The sequence below is a fragment of the Bacillus sp. T33-2 genome (assembly GCF_002860205.1).
In the GTDB taxonomy this organism is placed as follows: Bacteria; Bacillota; Bacilli; order Bacillales; family Cytobacillaceae; genus T33-2.
This window is the reverse complement of record NZ_PGVB01000016.1, coordinates 76,996-90,075: the sequence shown is the minus strand read 5'-3', so window position 1 is coordinate 90,075 and position 13,080 is coordinate 76,996. Positions and strand designations below refer to the sequence as shown.

Here is a 13,080-nt window from a genome sequence, read left to right as displayed (position 1 = left end):
ATAACATGGATACACTTAAGGGTTCACCAAATATAAATAAAGATATAGCTATAAACAATGATAAAGATTTAGTGGAATTGGCAGGGTATCATGCTTATACCTATCCAAAAGAACAAGATGTCCTCAAAGTAAATGGTATAGATTATAGGGTTATCCAAGCACACTATACTGATCCAACGGGTCTCGATGCAATGACAATAGTAAATTTGGAGACTGAAGAAGTAGCAATCATCTATGTTGGCACAGATGCATCTGCGAAATATGGAAAGCAAGATATCGTTACAGATGTACAGCTTCTAAGTGACCTGACACCTGACCAAATTAGCGCCGCAAAAGAATACTACCACCAGATGAATGAAAAATATAAAAGCATTGGCGGTGTAACTTCTGTTGCAGGAAATTCCCTTGGCGGTGGTTTGGCTGGCGCCGTTGCAGCTGAAAATCGGGAGTTAAGAGCCGTAACGCTGAACCCTGCCCTGCTTCCTGATGGAATGATGGACCCCGATAAAGATTACGACAACATCACGAATTACTTCAGCAGCTATGATGTATTAACACAGACTTTAACAGCCTTAAATTTGCACACAAGGATCCCAGGCAAGCAGTATGAAATTTTTAATGGAATCCCTGAATTCTCTAAGCTGTCAACCAACCACACAGGCTATTTGCGGAATGAAGATGGCTCTCAATACTATGTGATTGGGGAAGTTGGAAAGCCAGGATACGGCCGAATTTATATCGATGCCGATGCCCATATTGTGTCCAGCGTCTGGACAGGACAGCCGCTCTACGGTGGGCATTCGGAACGGATTGAAATCAATACAGAGAATTTGGATCTTCTTGCTTCAGCCCTGCAGAACCATATAATGAAACGGCTAAATCTTGCTCATGAGTACCTTGGCAATTCGGTAGCCATTGTGGAAGATGAAGGAAACCGGTTTTACGTACGGCTGAATCGCCTGCAAAAGATTTTTCAGGAGTTATTTGAAAACTTGGTCAGTGAACCACTATTTCTTGGGATCACATCCATCAGCAACAGACTAACAGCTGAAATCGATCATTTAATTTCCTTTTTAAATATTGCGGAAAGCCATAGTAAATCGTTGAACTATATTTTAAACTCCCCGCCTGCTGAACTTCTTGAGCATATATTCCGAACGAATGTCAGTGTGGAAAGTCTATTTGCTGAACTGCGTAATCAATTGTATGAATTGAAGTCTGATATTCAGGGCGTTTCAAGGAACCTTAGCACAATCATATCGGACAAAATTCCGGAGCTATTCAGAGGCGGTACCAACGCCTGGTACGATGCAATAGTAGGTGAGTTAAAGGCCCACTACGGGATTGTGAACAGCAATAGGGATAAGCTGCTATCCCATATCAGTGAATTTCAAAAGCAAGTACAGGGTGTGGCTACCAACTTTGAGAACCGTGATCAATCCCTGGGACATTCTATTAGAAGCAAGTCCTCCCATCCCAATTCCATATCGGTTCAGGGAACTAATACTTACAAATTGGAAGATTCCCCATACCTGGAATTGAGAATGAAAATAAAGGATTTTCAAATGGACACAGCTTATTCTGCATTTACATTCTCCACTCAGGCAATCCTTTTCCCTCTTCTCGAAAGGGGACAGCTTTTAACTTTTGCCATCGAAAGCACACTGGAAATTCTCTCGAGCAGCATTAAAGGGGCTACCCATTTTGCTTTAAGCCATACCATTCCCGGCAAGCTCATCAGCATGTTTACGGACTTTGATGATAAAATCAGAAACAGTGTCGCAAACGCACTGGACCCACTGGATGAACTAGCAGCTACCATTGAAGGTATCCGAAATGGATTAGGCCGTTTAATTACCGAATATCCTACTCTACTAAACAATTTTAGGCCTTACGTAGAAAGTGCCATCTTTGACAATAGCGGTTACTTTAATGTTCATCTTTATAACCTTGCATCTATAGCAATCTTAAGGGAAATGGAAATGCTGTTCAATGATGTGGTCTACCAATTAGGGGACCATAAAGCTGAAGCGATAGTGGCTCTTTGTGAAGCTTCGAAAAAGGTGGAGCAGAATATGGGGATATTATATGAACAGGTGGAGCGTGGGACGTTGAATTAAATTATTCTATAACGGATAACCTTGTAAACAGCCCGCCTTAGATATTGGGGGTTGTTGAATTATTTCTATAAATATATCCAAAGCCATCTATTATACCCCAAAGAACGGACACATAAAATAAGTGTTGCTTATATAACAACCCCAGAAGCGGGGTTGTTATAAAGCGTTTATTATTTCTTTCGGCTTTAATTTTGGTTCAATATATATTTGGTCTGTCACCTCGAGTAAAAGGTGCTACAGTGCCCAAATTACATCGCCCCATAAAAATGATACAAAAATATTAGTTCGGATAATACAAGCAGAAAATATGCTATACCATAGCTTAGTTTTACCTTTGTCAGTATTGTTTCTTGAGAACTATCGCTAATACCTTCTTCTCCTTTCACTGTAAGGACTAACTGCTCTCCGTGTTGTATAGTCTCTATTACAGATAGACTGTTAATGTTCGTTGAATCCGACTGTATTCTTCCTAGCATCCCCACTTTTGGAAAAAATGCTTTTAACATTCCTGTTTCCTGTTCTCCATTTCTATCAAGTTCAAATTGAAGTTCAATTTTCTTTCGGTGGCGGGGAATTATTTCTCCCCGTTATTCAAAAATACAGATTTTTTTACATTCAATTTTCTTGTAAATACGTTCTTTTCACTATCCTTATTCCGGGTTAGCCATGTTTCTATAAGTAATAGTGAATAGATTACACAAATAGTCAGGCTTTTAAAATAAATGCCCACGGCAAAGTCTAAAAGTATAAATACTCCAAATAGGAAGCCTCGGACACTTGGATTCTGATATGTAGCAACGTTCAATATCCAGTACCTTGTCACAAAAGTGCTATAGAAAATAAATAATACAATAATATGTAATTTTTTGTTTATTAGTGAAAAAAAATCCTGTAAATTTTGTGTATATATTGTAAATACATATACAATTTTGGAAGTTTTATTGGTAAAGTAGGATAATATAAGGAAGAATTATAGAATAAAGGTAAAAAAGGGGAAAATGTCATGCAAATAGAAAAGACCCATAATCCAAAAAGAAAATGGATTATCCTGGGGGTCATCACGTTAATCATCATAATTGTTTCCGTTAATGTAGCAGTCATCCAAGGAAAGAACCAGGGCGGTACGGACAAATTAAAGTTTGTGAAAGTCACAGAGAAAGAAATAAGCAACACAAAGTTGGTTTCCGGCAGTGTAGCACCTGGTAGTAAGGAAACCATCTATGCGGATCCAACGAGAGGCAAAGTGCAGGAAATTTATGTGCAGGAGGGGCAGCAAATCGAGAAGGGACAGAAGCTCTTTTCTTATGATAATCCAGAGCTGTCCATTCAGGCCAGACAGCTGGAAATAGATAAAAAAATGACGAACCTCAGTTATGAACAAGGAAAAAGTAAAATAGATTCTTTAAAGAAAGAGATTCAAAAGGTGAAGGCAGCCAGTAAAGCATCGGCAGCGGAACCTTTGAACGGGCAGATGCCAGAAGGCCAATTCCAGTCATCTGTTACGGATTTGGAAGCTCAGTTGCAGGAAGCCCAGTACCAGCAAAGAACAACCGAGCTGGAAATGGAGAAACATAAGCTCCAGGCAGAAGAATTACAGAGAAAGCAGGAAGACTTAATCGTATATAGCAGTATAGCGGGTATTGTGCAGACGGTAGATAAAGATGCGGGACAAAATGCGTCGCAAACAGCAGGTGATCCCGGAAAGCCGATCATTGAAATCGCATCTCAGGAGCCCTTCCAGGTTCACGGCACTTTATCAGAATTGCAAAAGGCTCAAATTCAGCCGGATCAGCCAATTACGATTACCTCCAAAGCAGTTGCCAATAAAACCTGGAAAGGGAAAATCGCCGAAGTCAGCCAGTATCCGACATCCGATGAGAGTGGACTGAATGGAGCCGGAGCAACCGGCCAATCAACGCAGAATATATCGTACTATAATTTCAAGGCTTCACTCAATTCCCAGGACGGGCTGTCACCGGGTTACCATGTCGCCATACAAGTGGAGCTTCCTTCCAAGAAAATGCTGGCAGTGCCGCGCAGCAGTATCGTGGATAAAGAAGATTCCCCATATGTCTATGTTATGGACGGCAAGAAGCTCCGCAAGCAAAAGGTGACTACGGGAATAGGAGATGGAGAGTGGACCGAGGTGCTTGACGGCGTTGCAGCAGGGGACAAGGTAGTTGATAATCCTTCCGCGGACGTTCGCGACGGGATGGAAGTGACGGCGGAATGATTAGTTTAAAGCATATCTACAAGACATACAAACAAGGAATGCTTGAAGTGCCTGTGCTCCATGATATCAATATTGAGATTGAAGACGGTGAACTCGTTTCCATCATGGGCCCTTCAGGTTCCGGGAAGTCGACGTTGATGAACATCATCGGATGCCTTGACCGCCCCACAACTGGCGAGTACATACTCAATGATGTAAATGTACTGCAGGCGGATGAAGCACATGTTGCAATCCTCAGGAATAAATACATTGGCTTTGTGTTTCAGCACTTTCATTTGCTGCCGAGATTAACAGCGGTAGACAATGTGGAATTGCCTCTCGTCTATGGAGGCGTCCGCAAGAAAGAACGGCGGGAACGTGCACTGGAGGCGTTGGCAAAAGTGGGGTTGGCTGATCGCGTCGACCATTTGCCGAACCAGCTTTCCGGCGGGCAGAAGCAGCGTGTGGCCATCGCCCGGTCCATTGCCAATAACCCGGCATTTATTTTGGCGGACGAACCTACGGGTGCGCTTGATTCAACTTCAGGGGCACAGGTGATGAATATTTTTACGGAGTTGAACAAAGAAGGTACAACCATCATCCTTGTTACACACGAGGATGAGGTAGCAGCTTATACGTCACGCCGGATTTATCTCAGGGATGGCCAGATAACGCAGGATAGGAGGGTAAGTCTTGAGTTTAATGGACAGCATTAAAATTGCCCTTTTTTCGATTCTTGCCCATAAGCTGCGCTCTGCCCTTACAATGCTGGGGATTATTATTGGTGTCGGATCGATCATCACGGTAGTGGCGATCGGACAAGGTGGCGAAGCTGCGTTGAAATCACAGTTTGCCGGCGGGGGCAACAATACGATGGAAATTACTTTCACGCCAGACACTGAAGATCCATTTGCAATGCCATTTGATCAAGCACCTACGTTTACGCAGGAAAACTTGCTTCAGCTTAGCACAATTCCTGAGATAGCCCATGTCATCACGACAAACAATTCAATGGAAACTTTATCCGTAAACGAGAAGGATATTGGAACGCAAATTTACGGGATCACAAATGATTACTTTTCAGTGAACAATGTACAAATGGGCACGGGGAGAAAGTTGAATGAAATTGATTTTTCACAGTCTAACAACGTAGTGATCATTAATGAAAAGGCAGCTGAAGAGTTTTTCAAAGACAGCAAAGCAATCGGGCAAATTCTTGAGATTAAAGGCCAGCCGTTTCAAGTGATCGGGGTGTATAAAGCACAGGACGATCTGTTCGGATTCGGCATGCCTGAAATGTTAATCCCAATATCACTCTGGCCTGTGCTGTTTGGAACCGACGAAATCCAATCCGTTACGCTGCAGGCAAGGAATGTCAATGAGCTTGAGGAGGCCGGCAAGAAGGCCACGAACATGCTGAATGATACAAAATCACCGGAACTCAAAGGAAAGTATGAAGTGTTTAACCTGGAAGAAATCCAGAAGAGCATTTCCAAGGTAACAAACATCATGACGATGATCATTGGTGGGATTGCGGGTATCTCCTTGTTTGTTGGCGGTATTGGTGTAATGAACATCATGCTGGTATCCGTAACGGAGCGCACGAGGGAAATTGGCATTCGCAAAGCAATGGGTGCGACAAGAGGAAAGATATTGCTGCAATTCCTGATTGAAGCGATGATGCTTACGCTTCTTGGCGGAATCGTTGGCATTGGCCTTGGCGTCGGAGGAGCATATGTAGTTTCTGCCTTTGCCAAATGGCCGCCGCTCGTATCTGGCCAAGTCGTGATCGGTGGTGTATTGTTCTCAATGGCGCTCGGCATCATTTTTGGTTTGATGCCTGCAAACAAAGCTGCAAAGCTTGATCCAATTGATGCATTACGCTATGAATAAAAAGGAGAGTGTTCAGTATGGAAACAAATGTAAAGATGGAACAACAAGCAAAGGTGAACAAACCGTCATTGTTTGGGATGATTTTGTCTCCATCCCTGCAATTTGAAAGGATGAGAGAAAAAGCACCGATTGGGCTGCCGCTCACGATTATACTGTTGTTAATGACTGTTACAGGAGCGATTGCTTCATTTATCAGTTTAAGGAACCCTATATTTGAGAGCCCGGAGATGGAGGCATTAAATATCCCTGTTGGTTTCACAGTGGGGACGGGTGCCGTCGGCGGATTGTTTGGGGGAGCCGTAGTATTATTCCTCATGGCCGCAATTTTGAAGGGGTGTGTGGCACTAATGGGAAAATCCACCCCTTACAAGAAAGTGCTGGCAATTTTGATTTACTCGAGTATAATTTCCGCTCTTGGTGTACTGATTAACGGTCTAATCGCACTTGCTTTAGGAGGAGACGAAGCATCTTATACAAGTCTTGCTCCGTTAGTCGCAGATAATCAGATGCTGTACGCTATTGCAAAAAGTTTCGACATCTTCCAAATTTGGTACTATATTGTGCTCGCAATAGGCTTGCACATTGTAACAGGCTTAAGTAAGAACAAAACAATCATACTTGTAGTAATTCTGTTCGTAATTGGTGTCGGTTTCGCCTCCATTGGCGGTTTAGTACCACAGCCAGGCGTGTAAAACATCAAACGCACTGGCGTTCTGACCTTTTTCTAATCCGCAATGTATTTGTTTGACTTTCTTGTTGATGACTTTACAGGTACAATCCAATGGAGAAATAGCCGAAAAATCCATATCTTTACTTCTTAAACAAATTGGGCAGGCTCGTGAAAACTGAGGCTGCCCTTTTTTGTGAGTCAACTCCATTTGTTATTCATCGTTATCAACATAAATTTTCTAATCTCCATCCATTGTCTGGTGGTCAGATGTTATATCAACCCCGGTGAGGATTTGCCTCATCCAGTCTTTTGCCCAAGTTCAGGGGTCAACCGGCTTCAGCGTGAGGAACAACATGTGAAACAACAAAATTCGGGCATTGACAGGCACCAGTGTTTCATCCCAACAATATAGCAAATTATGATGCCGATCCCCCCAGAATTGATCCCCCAATACTTACAAATCCCTTTTCCTCCACTGATAATGTTTTGCTTTTTGTCATAACAAAAGCACCCAGGAAGGGATAAATGTTGTTGCGGTTACTTGCAATCCTCTGTACTTTGCAGCAAGTACATGTTGTCGCTATATATATGGAATAGAGTTTTCTTTTTGTAAGCATTCAACCCGCCTCCTTTAGTTATGATCCGATTATTCTTGAGGTGAGGTAGGTCTTAATGAACCCAGCTGCTAATGATGTTTTTGACGAGCAAATATAGCCGAATTTCTGGATATTAATGAGTTAAAGTCCATGTAAATATCAGGAGAAGGCCATGCTTCAAAACGGACGTTTCCATCCCTGACTTTTCTCCTGTTTTTACATAAAAAGGGTAATTTTCCACTGTTTAAACTGTAAAAATATAACTTTATCCGCTACAATAATGGATATAATTTCTGAACGGCTCAATCCTTTGGGGAGGATATATACATGCATAACAAAACTAAAATTTCACTCTGCAGTGTTGGGATATCAGGGATGCTTGGAGGATGTCTGGATATGAATAGCACAAACAACAATAATGACAGTGAAAAAGTGAAAGAGACACAGGTTTCACCTTCCAGTGCTACGCTAGCAAGTATTCAGGATTATACAGGTAAAGGATACGCTCTTCCGTATGGAAAGGAAACCGATAAGATTGCTGAAGAAACCGGGACCATATAGAGGAAGCCGCAAGAAAGTTTTTTCAGGAAAAATACAAAACCGATGTAGCAGTGCATAATGTGGTCGGTGCCCGTGATGGGGCAACCGTCTTTGTGGAGTCCAAAGGTGAACCGCATTTCTATACTTATGCCGTTGTACCAATTGATGAAACAGAAAAGAAAGTGAAGGCAGATCAGATATGGGCAGACGAATTTCAGGTGGAAAACGCCATTAAAGGCGGATTATATCACATGATCTTTAATAAAGAGTTTAATAACCTGGATGAATATCTCAAGTCGCTTGAAGCAGGAGGACAAGTCACAGGCAAAACAAAAGAGGCCCTCCAAAATGTGGGCGGACAAGGATTTATGACGCCATATTACTTTATTTCAAGGGCGAGTAAAGAGGCGGCCATTCAACCAGTCTACGATCTTTACATTAGCAATCCTGATGAAAATGTAGAAAATTTAAGGAATGCCTATGAAGAAAGCCTATTTGAACCTGAGAATTTCAATATCAATATTCAATTATTTATGGCCGACAAGCAGGCAGAACCAGGCAAAGAAATATTCGATCAAATTACAAAAGAGCTTGAAAAAATGACTACAATCCCTAAAGGCTCTTATAGTGTTTATCTTAATGATAATTTCATTGATAAACAGAGTGCTGATGGTACGAAAGATAATTCTTTAGAACGTTCGTTTCCAGATTATATTATCAAAGAATAAAGCAGGTTAGAAAAAGGCAGAAAACCGAATCGGTTCCCTCTGCCTTTTTCTATGTTTTTTTACTAAATTAGCTGACGATAAGGGAAGTCTGTTTTTCCATCTCCATCTGGAACACTTTCTGAAGGGCGACAGTGACGCCGTTATGATCCAGATCCTCTGTGACCCAATCCGCTTTCTCCAACAGGGGTGCCGGAGAGTTTTTCATTGCAATTCCAAAACCTGCTTCGGTTATCATTTCCATATCGTTCATCCCGTTCCCGATTGCAACCGTCTCGTCCGGGGAAAATCCGAGCTTTTTAATGAGCGGAAGAATTCCTGTCCATTTTGAACCTTCTGGGAATACCTCAAGCCGGTCTCCCTCATCAAAGCATGCCGGCCCAATGACTTCAGGCTTTAACCTGCTTCTGTCCTCTTCCTCAAGGTAAAGAACGACTCGGTGAACGTCTTTTCGGATGTCCTCTCCAGTCGATTTTTCGGCTTCAGGGAGAAGATACTCCATCGGAAGCGGAATCGGCGGTTGATTCGAGCGGGATGTGTGATAGGCATAATGGATAAAGGTTCCTCCCAATTCGTTTGTGTGCAAGCAGAGCATTTCAGCCAGATTTCCGGGAACCTTCACATCGTGAATGACTTCACCATCTGACAGAACATACCCACCGTTATAAGACACATAATGGGAGATTCCAAGACGTTCTCCGTACAGTTTTGCCCCCACGACTGACCGCCCTGTGGTCAGGACAAAGACGATCCCCCTGTCCTGCAGGTCTTTGATTATACCCGGAAGCTGCTCGTCCAATTGATCATTGGAATCTAATCTCCCCAACGCGGATAGCCTTCTCCACTGAAAAACAGCACCCCACTTCGGTTGGAGGGAAAGAATGTCAGAAATGCTGTGGTCAGGAACCTGTTGCAGATGTCCGACAGGCCGATCTTGATCCAGTAAGAAGCCAGGGCAATGGCTTCGTCTTTATCTACGCACACCGCACCCTGGATTCCGTCCTTTTGGACCACAAGTGATGCGACCGGATTCCTTCCATGCTGTTTCGACATCTGGTAAAGCCCCACTCCGAACTGGTCGGCCGTTTCTCTTAGTTTCCTTGCGTTCTTATTCGCCAGTTTAAGAATTTTTCTACTACAGTGACATGTGTCCACTACTTATTTTTCTTTTTACATATAGTATTGTAAAGCTGCCCCAGCCATTGGTGCCTGCACCCATATGCACCTCTTTAAGAAGAAGCGTATGCATTTTGCATACGCTTCTGTTTCGTCTATAACATGACAAGTGTGGATTCTACTTAAATCGTGTAATTTGTCCAATCCTTTTGTTTTAAAAAACATATTATTTTATTGTTAATTAAAACACCACCTTGAAACGAGGTGAGACATATGTGCTGGGGATTTTGTGGTGGCTACGGCTATGGTGGCGGCTACGGATTTGGAGGCGGTTTTGCTCTACTTGTAGTATTGTTCATCCTATTAATCATTGTAGGTACTGCCTTCGTATATTAATTCAGCAAATATATTTGACGGAAATTTAGAAATATTTGGAGGTGATAATATGAGTGAAGGATATGGAGGAGGACGTATATTTGCGTTAATCGTTGTGTTATTCGTTCTCATCATTGTGGTTGGATGTTCTTGTAGGTTTTATTAAATAGTTTGGTAGAAGGGTGTAAAAGGACAGGTCACTAAACTTGTCCTTTTATTTAATTTTTTTTAGAAAAGGCACCTTAGGCGTCGAACTATAATACATAATTTTTAAAAGGGAGGCAAGAAGTTGCCTCCCCTGTTCTTCGGATTGACCATTGTGTAACTATGGTGGTTAGTCATTTTGATTTGAATTTTTTGGTAAGTGGATCAAGAAGTGGCTTGAAATCTTTTGATAAAGACTTTATTTGTTCATGCAAAGATATAACAGTATCAATGGTTTCGAAAAGCCATTCTTGATCTATTCCGTTAAGAATCTTCTCTAAACTATTTTGGGAATACTTGGTTTGGGAAGATTGGTCTTCCCTTGGAAAATCCCAAAACCAATCTGGACCCCGGGTTGATTTGTTAGTGGGTTCTTTTAAGATTTCATTCGGGTTTCTTTCCTCAATTGGTAACAATGAAAATTGGTCAATGTCGTCTTTTGTCTCTGGGTTTACCTTATCACGCTTCTCCACCAACCCACTCACATCATTTTGAGTATCGTTAATATGGAGTGCTGGTTCTTTCCTTGGAAAACCCCAAAACCAATGTGGGTCCCGGGTTAATTTACTATCGGTTTCTTTATCATTTGGAATATTTTGTGCGCGTTCTCCTTCTTTGTCAATTGTTGTTTGCCTTCTTTCTCCAAACAGAAACAATGGGTTCCGCTTATTTTCATTCTCCACCAACCCTGTCGCATCCTTCCTGTCATGTCCTTTTGGATACATTATGCTTGATCTTGCATACAGGTTTGGTTATTTACTATAGAGAATTATTATTATTTTCAATAATGTCATATGGGTTTTAATATACCACTCAAATAGTTCACTCCACTTTTTCGATTTTCCCGATGATTTTGACTTTAAAGGACCAATAATTGTTGCCTGATTTTTCGGCTGATACAAAACAGTCCTGCTGAATGCTATGCTCGCAGATGAGGGTTTTCTATTTAATAACGAGTATCGATCAGAATGATCACAACAGGAAATGCATTTCTTCCAGAAGGTTGCAAGGTTCGTTCGCCCATTTATCACTTAGAAAGTATGCTTTAAACGGTTAATTTTCTCATTAATAATCTTTTCGGAATATATATTACGCTGTATCTCCACATATGGGCAGGCTTCCAGATCATGAAGGCTGAGGTTCCATACTTCCCTTTCTGTATTTCGGTTCCACAATGAACGTTTTAGGAGGTGCATACTGAACACATCCTTTGTAAAACTCTAAGATTTTCAAGAAATGTGGTATCTTTGTTGAATCCTTAAAAAATTTAAGGGCTGGGTTGCAAAAATCGCAAAGGATGACTTCAGAAATATGGGTTACCTGCCTGAGAACCAATGGTACATCAAGAAAATATGTGTTATACCAACTTCAAACCGACATTATTGCGCAGTTGAATCGATTTGAAAGCTATATTGTCGCTGCGCAAGATGAGGCTGAAGAGGAAAATGACAACAAAGCCAGGCAATTAACCGATACCCTTGAACAAACCATCAAAGATGTGGCAGAAGATTAAATTCATGTAACTAAAGATTAGGAAGCGGTAATCAGGCTTCCTTTTTTTGTTATTCGCCAGTTGAAGAATTTTTCTACTACAGTGACATGTGTCCACTACTTATTGTTCTTTTTCCATATCGTATTGTAAGAGAATCGAATTCTCCCCTAGCCATTGGTGCCTGCACCCATATGCACCTCTTTAAGAAGAAGCGTATGCATTTCGCATACGCTTTTTCTTTCGTCTATGCACATGATCATTTCTACTGAAATCGTGTAATTTGTCCAATCCTTTTGTTTATAAAAACATATGATTATATTGAAGTTGAAAACAACATGAAACGAGGTGAGACATATGTGCTGGGGATCTTGTGGTGGCTACGGCTATGGCGGCGGCTACGGCTACGGCGGCGGTTTTGCTTTAATTGTAGTATTGTTCATCCTATTAATCATTGTAGGTACAGCATTCTTTTATTAATTTCAGCAGATATATTTCACGGAAATTAAAAATATTTGGAGGTGATAAATATGAGTGAAGGATATGGAGGAGGACGTTTATTTGCGTTAATCGTTGTGCTATTCGTTCTCATCATTGTGGTTGGATGTTCTTGTAGGTTTTATTAAATCGTTTTAAAGGCTCATTTACCGCGAACCAGTAACTTCAAATGAAGGGCGGTTAAAGAGGCTGACTCAAAAGGTAGTTGATTAACGATCTTCTGAGTCAGTTTTTTATTTTCGGTGGTTAAATGGAGTTTAATGGAAGAAAAACAGATTAAAATAGGAGATTTCCTCCCCTTATTCTGCTTTTTCTTTTAGTTTTTGAATCCATGGAATCCCACTTTTTAAGGTTATGTGCATAAGCCGAAGCAAGTCCACAATGGAAAATAAGGTTTCATAGATGACATCCTTCTCCTCTCGGATCGGAATCGGTTAATGGTCCGGAAATGCAGCTGTTGTTTACCTGAAAGCCACATAAAAGTGATGTTCTCGGTCAATTGATTGGCAATCCGGCGCAAAGAGTAGGTGTGATTGGAATCGTTGTTATTACTATAAATCGCAAGAATGCGTGTTTCATATACTCTTCCACTTTTTTGGTTATGTTATAAACACTCTTTTTATAACATTACAGGCAAAAAGA

16 protein-coding genes and 1 pseudogene are annotated in these 13,080 nt (G+C 41.4%); 12 read left to right on the top strand and 5 right to left on the bottom strand.

Annotated elements, in window-relative coordinates:
• Positions 1–5 precede the first annotated feature (5 nt).
• The 5 genes from CVD19_RS12965 to CVD19_RS12940 all read left to right on the top strand — a co-directional run bounded on the left by CVD19_RS12965 (position 6) and on the right by CVD19_RS12940 (position 6,917).
• A complete protein-coding gene (locus CVD19_RS12965; RefSeq protein ID WP_101582282.1) occupies positions 6–2,120 on the top strand; it encodes an SA1320 family protein in 2,115 nt (704 codons plus the stop codon).
• A 1,003-nt stretch (positions 2,121–3,123) separates the two neighbouring features.
• Positions 3,124–4,353 (top strand): efflux RND transporter periplasmic adaptor subunit, encoded by a 1,230-nt coding sequence (locus tag CVD19_RS12955; RefSeq protein WP_101582280.1) that lies wholly within the window; start codon positions 3,124–3,126, stop codon positions 4,351–4,353.
• The gene (locus tag CVD19_RS12950; RefSeq protein ID WP_101582279.1) at positions 4,350–5,048 is read left to right on the top strand and encodes an ABC transporter ATP-binding protein; all 699 of its coding nucleotides are present in this window, start codon (positions 4,350–4,352) and stop codon (positions 5,046–5,048) included. The genes CVD19_RS12955 and CVD19_RS12950 overlap by 4 nt, the downstream gene beginning before the upstream one ends.
• The gene (locus CVD19_RS12945) at positions 5,026–6,225 is read left to right on the top strand and encodes an ABC transporter permease (protein ID WP_101582278.1); all 1,200 of its coding nucleotides are present in this window, start codon (positions 5,026–5,028) and stop codon (positions 6,223–6,225) included. Before CVD19_RS12950 ends, CVD19_RS12945 begins: the two co-directional genes overlap by 23 nt.
• Before the next feature lie 17 nt (positions 6,226–6,242).
• On the top strand, positions 6,243–6,917 hold the full coding sequence (locus CVD19_RS12940) for a Yip1 family protein (RefSeq protein WP_101582277.1): 675 nt from the start codon (positions 6,243–6,245) through the stop codon (positions 6,915–6,917).
• Positions 6,918–7,311: 394 nt separating this feature from the next.
• On the opposite strand, the gene CVD19_RS12935 is transcribed toward CVD19_RS12940, so the two are convergent.
• Positions 7,312–7,512 (bottom strand): hypothetical protein, encoded by a 201-nt coding sequence (locus CVD19_RS12935; RefSeq protein ID WP_101582276.1) that lies wholly within the window; start codon positions 7,510–7,512, stop codon positions 7,312–7,314.
• A gap of 306 nt (positions 7,513–7,818) precedes the next feature.
• Between CVD19_RS12935 and CVD19_RS25455 the strand changes: the two genes are divergently transcribed.
• On the top strand, positions 7,819–8,052 hold the full coding sequence (locus CVD19_RS25455) for a hypothetical protein (RefSeq protein WP_257985124.1): 234 nt from the start codon (positions 7,819–7,821) through the stop codon (positions 8,050–8,052).
• Entirely contained in the window at positions 8,049–8,759 is a 711-nt protein-coding gene (locus CVD19_RS12930) for a DUF1672 domain-containing protein (protein WP_257985128.1), read from the top strand. Before CVD19_RS25455 ends, CVD19_RS12930 begins: the two co-directional genes overlap by 4 nt.
• Before the next feature lie 67 nt (positions 8,760–8,826).
• On the opposite strand, the gene CVD19_RS12925 is transcribed toward CVD19_RS12930, so the two are convergent.
• Together CVD19_RS12925 and CVD19_RS24750 are read right to left on the bottom strand one after the other, a co-directional pair.
• Positions 8,827–9,582, bottom strand: coding sequence for an HAD family hydrolase (locus CVD19_RS12925; RefSeq protein WP_180953616.1), 756 nt, complete (start codon positions 9,580–9,582; stop codon positions 8,827–8,829).
• Complete coding sequence (locus CVD19_RS24750; protein ID WP_180953615.1) at positions 9,570–9,809, bottom strand: hypothetical protein; 240 nt, start codon at positions 9,807–9,809, stop codon at positions 9,570–9,572. The genes CVD19_RS12925 and CVD19_RS24750 overlap by 13 nt, the downstream gene beginning before the upstream one ends.
• Positions 9,810–10,145: 336 nt before the next feature.
• On the opposite strand from CVD19_RS24750, the gene CVD19_RS12920 reads away from it, so the two are divergent.
• Positions 10,146–10,268, top strand: coding sequence for a YjcZ family sporulation protein (locus tag CVD19_RS12920; protein WP_101582274.1), 123 nt, complete (start codon positions 10,146–10,148; stop codon positions 10,266–10,268).
• Between the two features lie 49 nt (positions 10,269–10,317).
• Entirely contained in the window at positions 10,318–10,413 is a 96-nt protein-coding gene (locus CVD19_RS12915) for a YjcZ family sporulation protein (RefSeq protein ID WP_101582273.1), read from the top strand.
• A 172-nt stretch (positions 10,414–10,585) separates the two neighbouring features.
• On the opposite strand, the gene CVD19_RS12910 is transcribed toward CVD19_RS12915, so the two are convergent.
• A complete protein-coding gene (locus CVD19_RS12910) occupies positions 10,586–11,137 on the bottom strand; it encodes a hypothetical protein (RefSeq protein ID WP_142383526.1) in 552 nt (183 codons plus the stop codon).
• 593 nt (positions 11,138–11,730) lie between these two features.
• Between CVD19_RS12910 and CVD19_RS12905 the strand changes: the two genes are divergently transcribed.
• The 3 genes from CVD19_RS12905 to CVD19_RS12895 all read left to right on the top strand — a co-directional run bounded on the left by CVD19_RS12905 (position 11,731) and on the right by CVD19_RS12895 (position 12,566).
• The gene (locus CVD19_RS12905) at positions 11,731–11,964 is read left to right on the top strand and encodes a hypothetical protein (protein ID WP_101582271.1); all 234 of its coding nucleotides are present in this window, start codon (positions 11,731–11,733) and stop codon (positions 11,962–11,964) included.
• Between the two features lie 333 nt (positions 11,965–12,297).
• The gene (locus tag CVD19_RS12900; RefSeq protein ID WP_101582270.1) at positions 12,298–12,420 is read left to right on the top strand and encodes a YjcZ family sporulation protein; all 123 of its coding nucleotides are present in this window, start codon (positions 12,298–12,300) and stop codon (positions 12,418–12,420) included.
• 50 nt (positions 12,421–12,470) lie between these two features.
• Positions 12,471–12,566: a YjcZ family sporulation protein gene (locus CVD19_RS12895; RefSeq protein ID WP_101582269.1), complete on the top strand. Its 96-nt coding sequence runs from the start codon at positions 12,471–12,473 to the stop codon at positions 12,564–12,566.
• Between the two features lie 237 nt (positions 12,567–12,803).
• Here the strand turns inward: CVD19_RS12895 and CVD19_RS12890 are convergent.
• A pseudogene (locus tag CVD19_RS12890) lies at positions 12,804–12,964 on the bottom strand (transposase); the annotation flags it as partial.
• Positions 12,965–13,080 lie beyond the last annotated feature (116 nt).

Bases quoted from the DNA above. Each gene is read 5' to 3' on its own strand.
- CVD19_RS12940 (WP_101582277.1), top strand. From the start codon at position 6,243: ATGGAAACAAATGTAAAGATGGAACAACAAGCAAAGGTGAACAAACCG.
- CVD19_RS12950 (WP_101582279.1), top strand. From the start codon at position 4,350: ATGATTAGTTTAAAGCATATCTACAAGACATACAAACAAGGAATGCTT.
- CVD19_RS12955 (WP_101582280.1), top strand. From the start codon at position 3,124: ATGCAAATAGAAAAGACCCATAATCCAAAAAGAAAATGGATTATCCTG.
- CVD19_RS12965 (WP_101582282.1), top strand. From the start codon at position 6: ATGGATACACTTAAGGGTTCACCAAATATAAATAAAGATATAGCTATA.
- CVD19_RS12915 (WP_101582273.1), top strand. From the start codon at position 10,318: ATGAGTGAAGGATATGGAGGAGGACGTATATTTGCGTTAATCGTTGTG.
- CVD19_RS24750 (WP_180953615.1), bottom strand. From the start codon at position 9,809: ATGTCGAAACAGCATGGAAGGAATCCGGTCGCATCACTTGTGGTCCAA.
- CVD19_RS12895 (WP_101582269.1), top strand. From the start codon at position 12,471: ATGAGTGAAGGATATGGAGGAGGACGTTTATTTGCGTTAATCGTTGTG.
- CVD19_RS25455 (WP_257985124.1), top strand. From the start codon at position 7,819: ATGCATAACAAAACTAAAATTTCACTCTGCAGTGTTGGGATATCAGGG.
- CVD19_RS12935 (WP_101582276.1), bottom strand. From the start codon at position 7,512: ATGCTTACAAAAAGAAAACTCTATTCCATATATATAGCGACAACATGT.
- CVD19_RS12900 (WP_101582270.1), top strand. From the start codon at position 12,298: ATGTGCTGGGGATCTTGTGGTGGCTACGGCTATGGCGGCGGCTACGGC.
- CVD19_RS12920 (WP_101582274.1), top strand. From the start codon at position 10,146: ATGTGCTGGGGATTTTGTGGTGGCTACGGCTATGGTGGCGGCTACGGA.